The following is a 15,326-nucleotide window of genomic DNA, read 5'->3' on the forward strand; positions in this document are numbered from 1 at the left end:
CTCGGCCGGCCCCTGGTCGTTCGGTGTCGACGCCTTGTGTCGCACCTTCAAGACCGAGCGCGACCGCCGCGACCACCGGTCTTGCCGACCTCTTGACCATGAAGGGAAACCGCCTCGAATGCGCGACCTCGTCTCCGGCGGCGTGGTGACCGTGGACCCGGCCGCCGGGCCCAAGCGGGCGCTCGGGTTCTCCGTGGCGGCCATCACGATCCGCGACCTGAAGATGGCCGTGCCCGTCGGCCCGCAGATCCCGGCACATCCGCGGAGGGCCCGGCTCGACATCCGCGCTGCGAGGCGATCGCATCGCCATGTGCGTCGATCCGCGCTGCGAGCGATCGCATCACCATGTGCGTCGAGAGCCTGACGGGCACCCTCTCCGGCCTCGAAGGCGTCCCCTTGCCTCCGGTCCTCCGCCTCCACCTCGCGCCCGACACCGTCCCGGAGTGGCTCTACGACACGGTCGGGAAGCTCGACCTCAAGCTCCAACTGGGCTTGGACGACGCCGACATCGACCAGGCAGGACAGGTAGGCGGAGAGCTCGTCATCCCAGGCATCCACGGGTACGGAACGCCCCGGTGAAGTCGGGGGCCTGCCGGGCTTGCGCCTGGAAACCGATCGGTTTACCTTAGTGGATACCGATCGGTTTCTCATTCTCCGGTGAGAGTCATGACCGTTTTGGTAATCCCCTCAGACACAAGGAGTCGGCGAGATGCCCAGCCAAGAGTCACGTCCCACGATTCGCATTCCGGGGACCACCAGCCACACCATCGCCCCGCGCGCGGGATCTGTCGGCCGCGAGGGAACGCTGCGCTATCTCAAGGCGGGCACCGGCGCCCCCCTGGTCCTGCTGCACACCGTGCGCACCCAGGCCGAGCACTTCCGCCACCTCATCCCGCTGATCGCGGACCGGTACACCGTGTACGCCCTCGACCTGCCGGGGATGGGCTACTCCGAGATCGTGCCCGGGGCGTCGTACGACGAGCCCGCGATGCGTGCGGGCGTCGAGCGGCTGCTGACCGAACTCGACCTGAATGACGTGACGTTGGTCGGGGAGTCCATGGGCGCGGTGCTCGCCCTGACCGCCGCGGCCGATCTCCCGGAGCGGGTACGACGCGTCGCCGCGGTCAACACGTACGACTTCCGCGGCGGAATCGCCCGCTCAAGTCTTCTCGCCCGTGTAGTGGTCAGCGGTGTCCTCGCGCCCGGCGTGGGCCCCGTGATCGCCGGGGTCGAGCCCAAGCCCGCCCTCCGCACGATCCTTCAAGGCGGCCTCGGCGACAAGAGCGCGCTGCGCGAGGACTACATGGACGAACTCCTCCAGGTGGGCAGCCGCCCCGGCTACCCGACCGTCGCCCGGGCCGTGTACCAGGCCCTGCCCAGCCTCATCGCGGCCCGCTCGCGCTACCCCGAGGTCAAGGCGCCCGTCCACCTCGTCTACGGGGAGAAGGACTGGTCCCGGCCCTCGGACCGGGAGGCCAACAAGAAGCTGCTGCCCGCCGCCGAGTTCACGCAGGTGCCGAAGGCCGGCCACTTCATCGCCCTGGAACGGCCTGATGTGCTGGCCGACCTGCTGAACGCGGTGGCCTGACCGTCCCGAGAGCGCCGTGGCCACCCCCGTTCGGGTGTGGTGCGTGACCGGGACCGGGTCGCGGACGTCACCGGTGTGGTCTCCGTCGGACAGTACCCGGCCATCAGCGGAGAGGACCTGGCCGAGGCGTTCAGCACCCGGCTCGGGCGGACCGTGACCTACGAGGCGACCGACCCCCACGCCTTCTTCGCGCCGCTCGCTCCCGCGATGGGCGAGCAACCTGGAAGGTCGTCCCAGCGGTCGGCGGTACCGGTCTGGATCGCGTAGCAGAGGCGTTCGTTGGGGCCGTCGTAGAGCACCGGGCCGATCGAGGCGCCGATGGCGCGCAGGTGGGCCAAGGTCAGAAGACCGACCTCCGCAGACGTTCGTACGAGATCCCACTCGTCGCCGACTCGCAGCAGGCGCAGTCCGGGAACCGGTCGCAGGCACTGCTCTTCGTGAGGTGCTGGGAGACCTGGTGCCTGCGTAAGGTCGCGGTCGGCGTGTTGCGCGCTTGGAGATTCTGGTGCGGGACTTGCCGTACATGATCAGCCGAAGAACAGCGTCGCCCAAGGCTGAGCCGGAACCATACCGCCGTGGTGTGAGCACGCACCTCGTCGGCCGATTGAAGTGGACGGCCATCCGTCGGCGCAGTGAGCAGGCGACGGCATCTCGACCCGCCTGACTTCGGTGGGCGCCCGTTCTATCCGGGAGGCAGCGGCGGCGAAATCGTCCCCGAAGCACTCTCGGTGATCGAGAACAACACGTGCTGCCTGCCCGGCCAAGGCCCGCTTCTCGGAGTACGCCCTGGATATGTCCAGCCCGGTCGCGGAGATGGCGTCGAGGCTTCCCAGGTCTTCGGGGAACTCGGCCCCGAGCTGCAGGATGCTGATGTTCGGATCGCCGGCGAACACCATGGGAATCCGCACGGCGCGGGCCTTGTCGCTCAGGGCCAGTGCCTGGGTCCGGTGTGGCCGGCACATGGACTCGTGCTCATCGTCCTTCCATCCGCTCCAGATGCCGACACCGAGGCCGGCGAACACGGCCACGGTGACGAGGGCGACCACAGTAAGGATGGCCCGTCGCTCCCGTTCCGCCTGCTGTCTTGCTCTCTCGGCCCGAGCCCTCGCCTCCTCTGCGGCGGCTTCGCGCTCTGCTCCAGTGGCATGGTGTCGGCAGCCCTTCCCGATCTCCTGTGGGAGCTTGCATGGCGTCCCCTTCTTCGTGGGGCGACCACAGCGCGCTGCCGTTCGGCGCCTTCGGGAACGGTCGTACCTGGTGGGCATGCCGGGCATTGTGAACCACCCGGCGACACCGGCGCCGCGCAACCGGCCCTTTGCGTAAGCGACTTGGTCGCCATTTGCTCGACCTGCGGCGCGGGTCACATTAAATGCGTCTCCATTTGAGACGAACGAGGGCTGGGTGGTGCAAAGTGATGCCCGGAGACCCTGGAGATGGCTGCTCGACCCCGACTTAGGGCACGTAGAGGGCACGCAACCCTCAAATTGGACTAGACAACAAACAAACCCCAGGCCGATGACCTGGGGTTTCATCATGGAGCGGGTGACGAGAATCGAACTCGCGCTCTCAGCTTGGGAAGCTGATGTTCTACCATTAAACTACACCCGCGAAAGACGCCGGTTGGGACCGGTGTCGGAACGCACGGTCACTTTACCTCATGCCCGGCCCCTGGCGCTGAAGCCGTGGGGCCGCAGTGCGTTTCGGGGGTGTGACGGGGCTGCGGGGGGCCGGAGTTGGGGCGTACGGTGGAGACGTGGGAGAGGGGCCGGGTGGGTCGGAGTGCCGCCTGGAGAGTCGTCTCTTTGATCCCGTAACGTGGCATTTGTCGTCTGGCAAGCAGCAGCCCGACGCGGCTCTTGGGGAAGGGACTCTTGGACTTGATGGAGCGCACCGTCGTCCGTTGTGCCGATGGGCACGTGTTCAGCACCGCTTCGTTCCCGATGCAGCAGGCCGAGCGGCTCGGTCCCGGACGGCTCGTCCGGTGTCCTCGGTGTGCCCGGCTCCGCAGTGTGGTGCCGGTGGCGTTGGAGAAGCAGAAGCAGTAGATGCAGTAGTCGTAACAGAGAGCAGCACTGACGCGCGGGCCGTCCGGTTGTGGTCGGTCCGCGCGTCTTGCGTATCCTCGGGGCGTGCTTCTCTCAGACAAGGACATCCGGGCCGAGATCGACGCCGGGCGGGTACGGATCGATCCCTTCGACGAATCCATGGTGCAACCGTCCAGCATCGACGTACGCCTTGATCGGTACTTCCGGGTGTTCGAGAACCACCGGTACCCCCACATCGACCCCTCCATCGAGCAGGCGGACCTGACGCGGCTCGTCGAGCCGGAGGGCGATGAGCCGTTCATTCTGCATCCCGGCGAGTTCGTCCTCGCCAGTACGTACGAGGGCGTCAGCCTCCCCGACGATCTTGCTTCGCGACTCGAGGGCAAGAGCTCCCTCGGGCGGCTCGGCCTCGTCACCCACTCCACCGCGGGGTTCATCGACCCCGGGTTCTCCGGGCACGTGACCCTCGAGCTGTCCAACCTCGCCACCCTCCCGATCAAGCTCTGGCCGGGCATGAAGATCGGGCAGCTGTGCATGTTCCGGCTCAGCTCGCCCGCCGAGTTCCCCTACGGGAGCGAGCGGTACGGGTCCCGGTACCAGGGGCAGCGCGGACCGACCGCCTCCCGGTCCTTCCTCAACTTCCATCGGACGCAGGTGTGAGCGCGCAGACGAGTGGCGTGAGCGGCGTCCGGGAGAATCTGACCTACGAGGCGTTCGGCACCGCAGTGCGTGATCTCGCGCAGACCATCGCCGACGACGGGTACGAGCCCGACATCGTGCTCTCCATCGCCCGCGGCGGGGTGTTCGTCGCCGGCGGGCTCGCCTACGCCCTCGACTGCAAGAACATCCATCTCGTGAACGTCGAGTTCTACACCGGGGTGGGGACGACCCTCGACATGCCCGTCATGCTCGCGCCCGTCCCCAACGCCATCGACTTCTCCTCCAAGAAGGTACTCATAACCGACGACGTCGCCGACACCGGCAAGACGCTCAAGCTGGTGCGTGACTTCTGTATCGACACCGTCGCCGAGGTGCGCAGCGCCGTCATCTACGAGAAGACGCAGTCGCTGGTGAAGTGCGAGTACGTGTGGAAGCGGACCGATGAGTGGATCAACTTCCCGTGGAGTGTTTTGCCTCCGGTACACAGGTCGGGAGAGGCACCCCGGGAGAACAAGGAAGCGGTCTGACCTGCCAAGGCGCTCCCCCGTCCAGGGTCGGCGCATCCCGCAGGGCGGTTTTGCCCCCTGTCCCAAGGGCACACGGCCAGTGAGACTCCGCGGAGGTACCGAGATGAGTGCCGGAGAAAGAGCCAAGGCAAAGACCGAACAGGTCGTCGGAAAGACCGTGCGGAAGGCCGCGCACGCGGTGCACAAGGAAACCCTCGCAGCCAAAGGTGCCGCTCTCGAAGCACGAGGCATGATGCGGGGCGCGAAAGAACGGTCCAAGGGTTCCTTCAAGAGGTAGAGGTAACAGGTTCGGGCCGCCCGACGAACGCAGTGGAAGGGGCTCCCCGCAGCGCGCGGGGAGCCCCTTTCGTACGTCTGTGAAATCTCAGAACGTGCCCAGCTTCACGATCGACAGCAGTGCGATCAGCTGGATCGCCGACGCGCCGAGGGCCTTCGGCCAGGGCAGGTCGTGGGACTTGGACACCATCAGGGTCAGCAGGGCGCCGGCCGCGACCCAGGTGGCCCAGCCGAGGAGCTGGACGAAGGAGGCGTTACCGCCGAAGAACATGGCGACGACGAGGCGGGGGGCGTCCGTGAGGGACATGATCAGCATGGAGAGGCCGACCGTGGGCTGCCAGGCGCCGTCGCCGCCGAGCTGGCGGGCCAGGGTGTGGGTGACCACGCCCAGGACGAAGGAGCTCAGCACCATCGCGACGGCGGTGATCAGGACGATCGGGACCGCGTTCGACAGTGTGGCGTTGATCGCTTCCTCGCGGGCGCCGTCGAAGCCGAAGACCGCGAGCAGGCCGTAGAGGAAGGACACGACGAGGGCCGGGCCCCACACCGTGTAGTCGCGCATCTGGAGGAAGGTCGGGTTGGGGGACAGGACGATGCCCCTCAGCAGGTCCTTCCAGTGCAGGCGAGGGCCGACCGGGCCCGCGGGGGCCGAGCCGGCGCGGTAGGTCCCGCCCTGGTTGTAGGGGTCCTCGCCGACCGAGAACGCCTGGGTGTGCCCAGGGTTGTTGGCGGCGTACGGGTCCGGGGCGCCCTGCGGCGGGTATGCGCCGCCGTCGCCGAAGTACTCCGGCTCGTCGTAGCCCCCCGCCTGGTTGGCGCCGCCGTACTGCTGCCCCGGGTGGGGCTGCGGCGCCGGCGGGTAGCCGTACGGCGGCGGCCCCTGGGGCGAGCCGTACGACTGTCCCGGGGGCGTCTGCTGCCCGTACGGAGGTTGTTGCGGTCGCGCTTGAGGAGCGCCGTTGTCCCGGCCGCGTCCGATCCTGAATCCAGCCACGTCTTCGAACGTACCTGGTCTCGGAGAGTGACGTGCGGGGCCCGGCGTTCCGGGCCCGGCTTTGCTGCCGAGCTGTGACATCCCCTAAGGGGAGGCTGGGGGTGCCTCAGGGTTCGGGTTTTCCTGTGACGGCTGACGCGTGATGATGCGGCTGTTCGAGTCGGGGAGTCGGGGAGTCGGGGAGTCGGGGGAGGTGGCGCTCATGGGCTCTGTGCTGGTCTGGGTCGTACGGCTCTGCGCGCTGGTCGGGTGGGTGGCGACGGCGGTCGCGTGTACGTGGCTGCTCGGCGTCGCGCCCACGCCCCACCCGTGGAACGGCCCGTTGGTGTGGGGTGCCGTCGCGGCGGGGTGTGCGGTGGTGCGGGCGCTGGCGTTGTGGGCGCTGCGGGTGCCCGCTGCGGTGACCTGGTGGCGTCGGAGGCGTCGGGGCCGGGACCGGGTCTCGCTGAGCAAGGAGCGGTACTCGGACCGCCGGGACCGCCGGGACCGCCGGTACCGCCGGTACCGGTGGTACCAGTGGTCCCGCCGGGGCGACTGGGGTGACTGGGGCGACTGGGAGGACGCCCACGAACTCTCCTTCCGCGGCTACGAGATCTGGACCAAGCTCCGCACCGCCGCCGTATGGCTGCTCGTGGCGTTCTCCTCGGGCGCGTTCTTCGTCGCGCTGCTGACAGGGTCGGACGCCGGAGGCAGGGCCGAGACGCTGCGGGACGCCGGCGCCGAGGTCAGCGCCGCGACGGTCGTGGAGGAGCCGGCGGCGGTCAGGGCGGACGTGGACGACGAGGACGTCGTACAGGGCTATTCGTCGCGGCTCGTCGTGTCCGTGGCCGGAGGGCCCGAGCGGCTCACCGTGAAGGGCGCGTACACCTCCGAGAAGCCCCGGGAGGGGACCGAGGTCGATGTCCTGTGGGCCCGGTCCGCGACGCGGCTCGGCGGTTACGTCCACGAGGGCAAGGACCTGCCGACGATCGCCGCGGGGCGCTGGAAGGCGTTCCCGGACAGCGAGTTGGGCGGCGCGATGCTCTTCGCCTTCATCCTCCTCGCGGTGGTCTTCGGCGGCGTTCTGACGCCCGTCTTCACGCTGATTGCCGATGCCGACGACCTCCAGGAACTGGCCTGGTCGCCACCGGCCCAGACGATCCGCGCCGCACTGGCCGCGGCCGTGTACCTGGGGTGGCGTCCGCTGCTGCTGGGGGAGCAGCCGCAGGTCGTGGAACTGCTCTTCGCCGGGGGCGGTTTCTTCCTCGTCTTCCTGGTGTACGTCTTCACGTCCGTCCGCAGCCTGGGCTGACGGTCGCGCGTACGACGACGCCCCCATGCCCGGTCAGGACATGGGGGCGCGTCAACGCACCTGCGGGACCGGCGACTTCACCGGCTACTTCACCGGCTGCGGCTCCGGCTCGTTCTCCGACTCGGAGGTGCCCGCCGGGGGCTCGTCGTCCACCGGCGTCCTGACGGACTCCAGGAGCAGCTGGGCGACGTCGACGACCTGGATGGACTCCTTGGCCTTGCCGTCGTTCTTCTTGCCGTTGACCGAGTCGGTCAGCATGACGAGGCAGAACGGGCAGGCCGTGGACACGATGTCCGGGTTGAGGGAGAGAGCCTCGTCGACGCGCTCGTTGTTGATGCGCTTGCCGATCCGCTCCTCCATCCACATCCGCGCGCCACCGGCGCCACAGCAGAAGCCGCGCTCCTTGTGGCGGTGCATCTCCTCGTTCCGGAGGCCGGGGACGTTGGCGATGATCTCGCGCGGGGGCGTGTAGATCTTGTTGTGGCGGCCCAGGTAGCAGGGGTCGTGGTACGTGATGATGCCCTCGACCGGCGTCACCGGGACCAGCTTGCCCTCGTCCACCAGGTGCTGGAGCAGCTGGGTGTGGTGGATGACCTCGTAGTCGCCGCCGAGCTGCGGGTACTCGTTGCCGAGGGTGTTGAGGCAGTGCGGGCAGGTCGCGACGATCTTCTTCGCGGACTTCGGCTTCTTCGACTCCGCGGTGAAGTTGCCCTCGTCGTCCATCTCCTCGCCGAACGCCATGTTCAGCGCGGAGACGTTCTCCATGCCGAGCTCCTGGAAGAGGGGCTCGTTGCCGAGGCGGCGGGCGGAGTCACCGGTGCACTTCTCGTCGCCGCCCATGATCGCGAACTTGACGCCCGCCATGTGGAGGAGTTCCGCGAAGGCCTTCGTCGTCTTCTTGGCGCGGTCTTCCAGCGCGCCCGCGCAGCCGACCCAGTACAGGTACTCGACCTCGGTCAGGTCCTCGATGTCCTTGCCGACGACCGGCACCTCGAAGTCGACTTCCTTCAGCCACTCCAGGCGCTGCTTCTTGGCCAGGCCCCAGGGGTTGCCCTTCTTCTCCAGGTTCTTGAGCATCGTGCCCGCCTCGGACGGGAACGCGGACTCGATCATCACCTGGTAGCGACGCATGTCGACGATGTGGTCGACGTGCTCGATGTCCACCGGGCACTGCTCGACGCAGGCGCCGCAGGTGGTGCAGGACCACAGGACGTCCGGGTCGATGACGCCGTTCTCCTCGGCGGTGCCGATGAGGGGACGCTCGGCCTCGGCGAGTGCGGAGGCGGGCACGTCGGCGAGCTGCTCGGCCGACGCCTTCTCGTCGCCCTCCATGGTCTTGCCGCCACCCGCGAGCAGGTAGGGCGCCTTGGCGTGGGCGTGGTCCCGCAGGGACATGATCAGCAGCTTCGGGGAGAGCGGCTTGCCGGTGTTCCAGGCCGGGCACTGCGACTGGCAACGCCCGCACTCGGTGCAGGTGGAGAAGTCCAGCAGGCCCTTCCAGGAGAACTGCTCGACCTGGGAGACGCCGAAGACGTCGTCGTCGCCCGGGTCGGTGAAGTCGATCGGCTTGCCGCCGGACGTCATCGGCAGCAGGCCGCCCAGGGCGGTGGAACCGTCCGCGTTGCGCTTGAACCAGATGTTCGGGAACGCGAGGAAGCGGTGCCAGGCCACACCCATGTTGGTGTTCAGGCTCACCGTGATCATCCAGATCATGGTGGTGCCCAGCTTGATCATCGCGGTGAAGTAGACGAGGTTCTGCAGCGCGGTGAGGCTCAGGCCCTTGAACGCGAGGATCAGGGGGTACGAGGCGAAGTACGCGGCCTCGTAGTGGTCCACGTGGTGCAGCGCGCCCTCAAGACCGCGCAGCACGTAGATCGCGAGACCGATGGTGAGGATGACGTACTCGACGAAGTACGCCTGGCCCATCTTCGAGCCCGCGAACCGGGACTTGCGGCCGGGCCGCGACGGCAGGTTCAGCAGGCGGATGACCATCAGCGTGAGGATGCCGAGGGTCGTCATCGCGCTGATGAACTCGATGTACAGCTCGTACGGCAGGAAGCCGCCGATGACCGGCAGTGTCCAGTCGGCCTCGAAGAGCTGGCCGTACGCGGTGATGATCGTCGGCGGCAGCGTCAGGAAGCCGATCGCCACGAACCAGTGGGCGATGCCGACGATGCCCCACCGGTTCATCCGGGTGTGGCCGAGGAACTCCTTCACCAGCGTCACACTGCGCTGGTAGGGGTTGTCGGTCCGGGCACCGGCGGGCGCGGGCTGGCCGAGTTTGAAGTACCGGACGAACTGGCCGATGGCGCGTGCGAGCAGCGCGACGCCGACCACGGTCAGGACCAGCGACACGATGATCGCGGCGAGTTGCATTTGGGGGCTCCTCGGGCCTGCGAGGGGGTTTCGTCGAGGCGGTCCGCGAAGGGGCGTCCTCGAGATTACTAAGCGGTAACTTATGCAGTCCTCTGAGACTACCCGCAATCCTGTGCCGCACTGTAGTCAGCCGAGCGGTGATCTGTGCTACTGAGGCAGACCTCAGTAACTCCGTGGCGGCCGGGTCGCGCGGCGCGCCGAGCCGATCTCGCCATTCATAACAAATCATGACATTCGGCTTAGCTTGGATCCGTGCTCTACGGGATCGCCGCCGCCACCACCGCCCTCCTCCTCACCGCCGTCCTCACCGCGCTCGTGCGGGCCCCGGCGCTGCGCCTCGGCGTCCTCGACCGGCGCCGACAGCGCCCGCTCCCGCTGCTCGGCGGGGTGGCCGTCGTGCTGGTCACCTGCCTGGTCGCCGTTGCCGGGCAGTGGACCGGGTTCGCGCCGCTCGCGGACGGCATCGACGAGTTGCTGATCGCCGGGGCCGCCGTCGCCGCGCTGGGGCTGGTCGCCGACGTGCGGCGGGTCAAGGCGCGGTTCCTGGTGGGCGGTACGGCCGTCGCGGCGGCCTGTGTGGTGCCGTACGCCCAGACCGGGGTGCCGGGCGGGCTGCTGGCGGCCGGCTGGATCGTCTTCGTGGCCGTCGGTTTCCGGGCGCTCGACCACGCGGACGCGCTGGCGGGCACCGTCGGGGTGGTGACCGCCTTCGGGGTGGGCGTCCTGGCGGCGGCCGAGGTGATGGACGGGCTGGCCGCGTTGCTGAGTGTGCTGGCCGCCGCGCTGACCGGGTTCCTGATGCACAACTGGCATCCCGCGCGCGTGGGGCTCGGTTCCTCGGGGTCCCTGTTCACCGGGTTCGTGCTCGCCTCGGCGGCCCTGACCACCCGGACCGGGCACGAACCGGCGTCCAGTGCGGGGGTGTTGTTCGCGCTGACGGCCCTCGCGGGCGTGGACGTCGTCCTCGTCCTGCTCTCGCGCCGGCTGGCCGGACGGCCCCTGCTGCGCGGCGGCCCGGATCACCTGGCGCACCGGCTGCGGCGGCTCGGGCTCACTCCTCAGGGCGTGACGGTTCTGCTCGGTGCGGGAGCGTCCTTCGGGGTACTCGTCGCGGTCCTCGCGCATCTGGGATGGGTCGCGCGGTCCTGGGTGTTCTGGGTGGCGGCGGGCGCCCTGGTCGTCGTACTCGCTCTGTTGCGGATCAGGGTCTACGTCCCTCGAAGCCCTCGGCGGATGGAATCTCCGCAGGTCGGAGCCCGGTTGCGTGTAAGGAACGGATAAGAGTTGAGTCCCTGTGACTCAGGTCTGTTGACCAGCGGAGGGGCGTCATGCACACTTGAGTCCGTTCCACTCAAGTCATTGCTGGAGGAATCAACCATGGCACGTGCGGTCGGCATCGACCTGGGCACGACTAACTCCGTCGTCAGCGTTCTGGAGGGCGGCGAGCCCACCGTGATCACCAACGCCGAGGGCGCCAGGACCACGCCGTCCGTCGTCGCCTTCGCCAAGAACGGTGAGGTGCTCGTCGGCGAGGTGGCCAAGCGCCAGGCGGTCACGAACGTGGACCGGACCATCCGTTCGGTGAAGCGTCACATGGGCACCGACTGGAAGATCGAGCTGGACGGGAAGCCCTTCAACCCGCAGCAGATCTCCGCCTTCATCCTGCAGAAGCTGAAGCGGGACGCCGAGTCCTACCTGGGCGAGAAGGTGACCGACGCGGTCATCACCGTCCCGGCGTACTTCAACGACTCCGAGCGCCAGGCGACGAAGGAGGCCGGCGAGATCGCCGGTCTGAACGTCCTGCGTATCGTCAACGAGCCCACCGCGGCCGCGCTCGCGTACGGCCTCGACAAGGACGACCAGACGATCCTCGTCTTCGACCTCGGTGGCGGCACCTTCGACGTGTCCCTCCTGGAGATCGGCGACGGCGTCGTCGAGGTGAAGGCCACCAACGGCGACAACCACCTCGGTGGTGACGACTGGGACCAGCGCGTCGTCGACTACCTGGTCAAGCAGTTCGCCAGCGGCCACGGCGTGGACCTCGGCAAGGACAAGATGGCCCTGCAGCGCCTCCGCGAGGCCGCCGAGAAGGCCAAGATCGAGCTGTCCTCGTCCACCGAGACCTCGATCAACCTGCCGTACATCACCGCGTCCGCCGAGGGCCCGCTGCACCTGGACGAGAAGCTCACCCGGGCTCAGTTCCAGCAGCTGACGGCCGACCTGCTGGAGCGCTGCAAGACGCCGTTCCACAACGTCATCAAGGACGCCGGCATCAACCTCTCCGAGATCGACCACGTCGTTCTCGTCGGTGGCTCCACCCGTATGCCCGCCGTCGCCGAGCTCGTCAAGGAGCTGACCGGTGGCAACGAGGCCAACAAGGGCGTGAACCCGGACGAGGTCGTCGCCATCGGCGCCGCCCTGCAGGCCGGTGTCCTCAAGGGTGAGGTCAAGGACGTCCTGCTCCTCGACGTCACCCCGCTGTCCCTCGGCATCGAGACCAAGGGCGGCATCATGACCAAGCTGATCGAGCGGAACACGACGATCCCGACCAAGCGGTCCGAGATCTTCACCACCGCCGAGGACAACCAGCCGTCCGTCCAGATCCAGGTCTACCAGGGCGAGCGCGAGATCGCGGCGTACAACAAGAAGCTCGGGATGTTCGAGCTGACCGGTCTGCCGCCGGCCCCGCGCGGTGTCCCGCAGATCGAGGTCGCCTTCGACATCGACGCCAACGGCATCATGCACGTGACCGCGAAGGACCTGGGCACGGGCAAGGAGCAGAAGATGACCGTCACCGGCGGCTCCTCGCTGCCGAAGGACGAGGTCGACCGGATGCGCCAGGAGGCCGAGAAGTACGCGGAGGAGGACCACGCCCGCCGCGAGGCCGCCGAGACCCGCAACCAGGGCGAGCAGCTCGTCTACCAGACCGAGAAGTTCCTCAAGGACAACGAGGACAAGGTCCCGGGCGAGATCAAGACCGAGGTCGAGGCCGCGGTCGAGGAGCTCAAGGCCGCGCTCAAGGGCGAGGACACCGCCGAGATCCGTACCGCCACCGAGAAGGTCGCGGCCGTCTCGCAGAAGCTGGGCCAGGCCATGTACGCCGATGCGCAGGGCTCCCAGGCCTCCGCCGGTGCCGGTGAGGGCGCGTCCGAGGCCAAGGCCGACGACGACGTCGTGGACGCCGAGATCGTGGACGACGAGCGCAAGGACGGTGCCGCGTGACGGAGGAGACCCCGGGCTTCGACGAGAAGCCCGACGTCCCTTCCGGCGCCACCCCCGACGACGCCGAGCCGCAGGCCGCCTCCCCCTCCGGGGAGGGGGCGGCCCCGGCCGGGGACGCATCAGCACAGTTGGCCGGCCTGACGGCCCAGCTGGACCAGGTACGCACGGCGCTCGGCGAGCGCACCGCGGACCTCCAGCGGCTCCAGGCCGAGTACCAGAACTACCGCCGCCGGGTCGAGCGGGACCGGATCACGGTCAAGGAGATCGCCATCGCGAACCTCCTCACCGAGCTCCTGCCCGTCCTCGACGACATCGGCCGCGCGCGGGAACACGGCGAACTCGTCGGCGGATTCAAGTCCGTGGCGGAGTCGTTGGAGACCGTCGCGGCGAAGATGGGTCTGCAGCAGTTCGGCAAGGACGGCGAGCCCTTCGACCCGACGATCCACGAGGCCCTGATGCACTCGTACGCGCCGGACGTCACGGAGACGACGTGCGTGGCGATTCTGCAGCCCGGGTACCGGTTCGGTGAGCGCACCATCCGCCCCGCGCGGGTGGCCGTGGCCGAGCCCCAGCCCGGGGCGCAGACCGTCAAGGCCGACGAGGCGGAGACGGCCGACGACAAGGAGAGCGGTGGCCCGGACGAGGGCTGAGCTCGAACCGAGCGTTGTACCGATGAGAGAGGAGGGACGTCGAGGATGAGCACCAAGGACTTCATCGAGAAGGACTTCTACAAGGTCCTCGGCGTCCCCAAGGACGCCACCGAGGCCGAGATCAAGAAGGCGTACCGGAAGCTCGCCCGCGAGTACCACCCGGACGCCAACAAGGGCAACGCCAAGGCCGAGGAGCGCTTCAAGGAGATCTCCGAGGCGAACGACGTCCTCGGCGACCCCAAGAAGCGCAAGGAGTACGACGAGGCCCGCGCCCTCTTCGGCAACGGCGGCTTCCGCCCGGGGCCCGGCGCGGGCGGCGGCTCCTTCAACTTCGACCTGGGCGACCTCTTCGGAGGCGGCGCCCAGGGCGGCGGCTCAGGAGGTGCCGGCGGCTTCGGCGGCGGAATCGGTGACGTCTTCGGGGGCCTGTTCAACCGCGGCGGCGCGGGCACGGGCACGCGTACCCAGCCCCGGCGCGGTCAGGACATCGAGTCCGAGGTCACCCTCAGCTTCACCGAGGCGATCGAGGGCGCGACGGTCCCGCTGCGGATGTCGAGTCAGCAGCCCTGCAAGGCCTGTTCGGGCACCGGCGACAAGAACGGCACGCCGCGCGTGTGCCCGACCTGCGTCGGCACCGGGCAGGTCGCCCGGGGCAGCGGTGGGGGTTTCTCCCTCACCGACCCGTGCCCCGACTGCAAGGGACGCGGCCTGATAGCCGAGCACCCCTGCCTCGACTGCAAGGGCAGCGGCCGGGCCAAGTCGTCCCGCACGATGCAGGTCCGCATCCCGGCGGGCGTCACCGACGGGCAGCGGATCCGGCTGCGCGGCAAGGGCGCACCGGGCGAGCGCGGCGGCCCGGCGGGCGACCTGTACGTCACCGTGCATGTCGACGCCCACCCGGTCTTCGGCCGCAAGGGCGACAACCTCACGGTGACCGTCCCGGTCACGTTCGCGGAGGCGGCGCTCGGCGGCGAGGTCAGGGTCCCCACCCTGGGCGGCCCGCCGGTCACCCTGAAGCTGCCCGAGGGCACGCCCAACGGCCGCACCATGCGCGCCCGCGGCAAGGGCGCGGTCCGCAAGGACGGCACCCGCGGAGACCTGTTGGTCACCGTCGAGGTGAGTGTTCCGAAGGACCTGACGGGGAATGCTCGTGAAGCGCTTGAGGCGTATCGCGAGGCAACCGCGGGTGAGGACCCGCGGGCGGAGCTGTTCCAGGCCGCGAAGGGAGCATGATCGAGATGGACGGTCGTCGACGCAACCCGTATGAACTGACCGAGGAAACCCCGGTCTACGTCATTTCGGTGGCGGCCCAGCTCTCCGGTCTGCACCCGCAGACCCTGCGTCAGTACGACCGCCTCGGCCTGGTCTCCCCGGACCGCACCGCCGGCCGGGGCCGCCGCTACTCGGCCCGCGACATCGAACTGCTGCGCACCGTCCAGCAGTTGTCGCAGGACGAGGGCATCAACCTGGCCGGCATCAAGCGGATCATCGAACTGGAGAACCAGGTCGCCGCCCTGCAGTCCCGCGTCGCGGAACTGCAGGCGGCCCTGGACGGCGCGGCGGCCGCGATGCAGCAGCGCGAGGCCGCGGTACACGCGTCGTACCGCCGTGACCTGGTCCCGTACCAGGAGGTCCAGCAGACCAGCGCGCTGGTGGTGTGGCGGCCGAAGGGGCGGCAGACGTCGGACTGAGGCGTG

Annotated in this window: 15 protein-coding genes and 1 tRNA gene; 12 read left to right on the forward strand and 4 right to left on the reverse strand. The window is 68.8% G+C overall.

What is annotated here, in order from left to right; genetic code table 11:
- The first annotated feature begins 118 nt into the window (after positions 1 to 118).
- The 4 genes from ADK57_RS25240 to ADK57_RS50590 all read left to right on the forward strand — a co-directional run bounded on the left by ADK57_RS25240 (position 119) and on the right by ADK57_RS50590 (position 1,855).
- A complete protein-coding gene (locus tag ADK57_RS25240; RefSeq protein ID WP_053751841.1) occupies positions 119 to 364 on the forward strand; it encodes a hypothetical protein in 246 nt (81 codons plus the stop codon).
- The gene (locus tag ADK57_RS25245; protein ID WP_053751842.1) at positions 346 to 579 is read left to right on the forward strand and encodes a hypothetical protein; all 234 of its coding nucleotides are present in this window, start codon (positions 346 to 348) and stop codon (positions 577 to 579) included. Before ADK57_RS25240 ends, ADK57_RS25245 begins: the two co-directional genes overlap by 19 nt.
- Before the next feature lie 130 nt (positions 580 to 709).
- The gene (locus ADK57_RS25250; RefSeq protein WP_053751843.1) at positions 710 to 1,588 is read left to right on the forward strand and encodes an alpha/beta fold hydrolase; all 879 of its coding nucleotides are present in this window, start codon (positions 710 to 712) and stop codon (positions 1,586 to 1,588) included.
- Positions 1,589 to 1,624: 36 nt separating this feature from the next.
- Positions 1,625 to 1,855 (forward strand): hypothetical protein, encoded by a 231-nt coding sequence (locus tag ADK57_RS50590; protein ID WP_053751844.1) that lies wholly within the window; start codon positions 1,625 to 1,627, stop codon positions 1,853 to 1,855.
- Between the two features lie 260 nt (positions 1,856 to 2,115).
- On the opposite strand, the gene ADK57_RS25260 is transcribed toward ADK57_RS50590, so the two are convergent.
- Positions 2,116 to 2,634, reverse strand: coding sequence for a DUF3761 domain-containing protein (locus tag ADK57_RS25260; protein ID WP_053751845.1), 519 nt, complete (start codon positions 2,632 to 2,634; stop codon positions 2,116 to 2,118).
- Positions 2,635 to 3,122: 488 nt separating this feature from the next.
- Positions 3,123 to 3,196: transfer RNA gene (locus tag ADK57_RS25265), tRNA-Gly, on the reverse strand.
- Between the two features lie 521 nt (positions 3,197 to 3,717).
- On the opposite strand from ADK57_RS25265, the gene dcd reads away from it, so the two are divergent.
- Positions 3,718 to 4,293, forward strand: a complete 576-nt coding sequence (dcd, locus tag ADK57_RS25270) for a dCTP deaminase (protein ID WP_053751846.1) — start codon at positions 3,718 to 3,720, stop codon at positions 4,291 to 4,293.
- Positions 4,294 to 4,310: 17 nt separating this feature from the next.
- On the forward strand, positions 4,311 to 4,820 hold the full coding sequence (locus ADK57_RS25275) for a phosphoribosyltransferase (RefSeq protein ID WP_053751847.1): 510 nt from the start codon (positions 4,311 to 4,313) through the stop codon (positions 4,818 to 4,820).
- A 364-nt stretch (positions 4,821 to 5,184) separates the two neighbouring features.
- On the opposite strand, the gene ADK57_RS25280 is transcribed toward ADK57_RS25275, so the two are convergent.
- A complete protein-coding gene (locus ADK57_RS25280) occupies positions 5,185 to 6,171 on the reverse strand; it encodes a YIP1 family protein (protein WP_078973326.1) in 987 nt (328 codons plus the stop codon).
- 121 nt (positions 6,172 to 6,292) lie between these two features.
- Here ADK57_RS25280 and ADK57_RS50035 point away from each other — a divergent pair, with 121 nt between their 5' ends.
- Entirely contained in the window at positions 6,293 to 7,381 is a 1,089-nt protein-coding gene (locus ADK57_RS50035) for a hypothetical protein (RefSeq protein ID WP_053751849.1), read from the forward strand.
- Positions 7,382 to 7,465: 84 nt separating this feature from the next.
- Here ADK57_RS50035 and ADK57_RS25290 read toward each other — a convergent pair whose 3' ends face one another.
- Positions 7,466 to 9,757, reverse strand: a complete 2,292-nt coding sequence (locus tag ADK57_RS25290) for a (Fe-S)-binding protein (RefSeq protein ID WP_053751850.1) — start codon at positions 9,755 to 9,757, stop codon at positions 7,466 to 7,468.
- A gap of 252 nt (positions 9,758 to 10,009) precedes the next feature.
- Between ADK57_RS25290 and ADK57_RS25295 the strand changes: the two genes are divergently transcribed.
- From ADK57_RS25295 to ADK57_RS25315, 5 genes are all read left to right on the forward strand, one after another.
- The gene (locus tag ADK57_RS25295) at positions 10,010 to 11,038 is read left to right on the forward strand and encodes an MraY family glycosyltransferase (protein WP_053751851.1); all 1,029 of its coding nucleotides are present in this window, start codon (positions 10,010 to 10,012) and stop codon (positions 11,036 to 11,038) included.
- Between the two features lie 96 nt (positions 11,039 to 11,134).
- On the forward strand, positions 11,135 to 12,979 hold the full coding sequence (gene dnaK, locus ADK57_RS25300) for a molecular chaperone DnaK (protein ID WP_053751852.1): 1,845 nt from the start codon (positions 11,135 to 11,137) through the stop codon (positions 12,977 to 12,979).
- Complete coding sequence (gene grpE / locus ADK57_RS25305; protein WP_053751853.1) at positions 12,976 to 13,629, forward strand: nucleotide exchange factor GrpE; 654 nt, start codon at positions 12,976 to 12,978, stop codon at positions 13,627 to 13,629. Before dnaK ends, grpE begins: the two co-directional genes overlap by 4 nt.
- 45 nt (positions 13,630 to 13,674) lie before the next feature.
- On the forward strand, positions 13,675 to 14,862 hold the full coding sequence (gene dnaJ, locus ADK57_RS25310; RefSeq protein WP_053751854.1) for a molecular chaperone DnaJ: 1,188 nt from the start codon (positions 13,675 to 13,677) through the stop codon (positions 14,860 to 14,862).
- A gap of 5 nt (positions 14,863 to 14,867) precedes the next feature.
- Positions 14,868 to 15,320: a heat shock protein transcriptional repressor HspR gene (locus ADK57_RS25315; protein ID WP_053751876.1), complete on the forward strand. Its 453-nt coding sequence runs from the start codon at positions 14,868 to 14,870 to the stop codon at positions 15,318 to 15,320.
- Positions 15,321 to 15,326 lie beyond the last annotated feature (6 nt).

It is taken from the genome of Streptomyces sp. MMG1533, assembly GCF_001279775.1.
In the GTDB taxonomy this organism is placed as follows: domain Bacteria; phylum Actinomycetota; class Actinomycetes; order Streptomycetales; family Streptomycetaceae; genus Streptomyces.

What these genes read in the sequence shown, in the direction of transcription:
- ADK57_RS25240 (WP_053751841.1), top strand. Translation starts at nt 119, where the DNA reads ATGCGCGACCTCGTCTCCGGCGGCGTGGTGACCGTGGACCCGGCCGCC.
- ADK57_RS25245 (WP_053751842.1), top strand. Translation starts at nt 346, where the DNA reads ATGTGCGTCGAGAGCCTGACGGGCACCCTCTCCGGCCTCGAAGGCGTC.
- ADK57_RS25250 (WP_053751843.1), top strand. Translation starts at nt 710, where the DNA reads ATGCCCAGCCAAGAGTCACGTCCCACGATTCGCATTCCGGGGACCACC.
- ADK57_RS25280 (WP_078973326.1), bottom strand. Translation starts at nt 6,171, where the DNA reads ATGTCACAGCTCGGCAGCAAAGCCGGGCCCGGAACGCCGGGCCCCGCA.
- ADK57_RS50035 (WP_053751849.1), top strand. Translation starts at nt 6,293, where the DNA reads ATGGGCTCTGTGCTGGTCTGGGTCGTACGGCTCTGCGCGCTGGTCGGG.
- ADK57_RS25290 (WP_053751850.1), bottom strand. Translation starts at nt 9,757, where the DNA reads ATGCAACTCGCCGCGATCATCGTGTCGCTGGTCCTGACCGTGGTCGGC.
- dnaK (WP_053751852.1), top strand. Translation starts at nt 11,135, where the DNA reads ATGGCACGTGCGGTCGGCATCGACCTGGGCACGACTAACTCCGTCGTC.
- dnaJ (WP_053751854.1), top strand. Translation starts at nt 13,675, where the DNA reads ATGAGCACCAAGGACTTCATCGAGAAGGACTTCTACAAGGTCCTCGGC.
- ADK57_RS25315 (WP_053751876.1), top strand. Translation starts at nt 14,868, where the DNA reads ATGGACGGTCGTCGACGCAACCCGTATGAACTGACCGAGGAAACCCCG.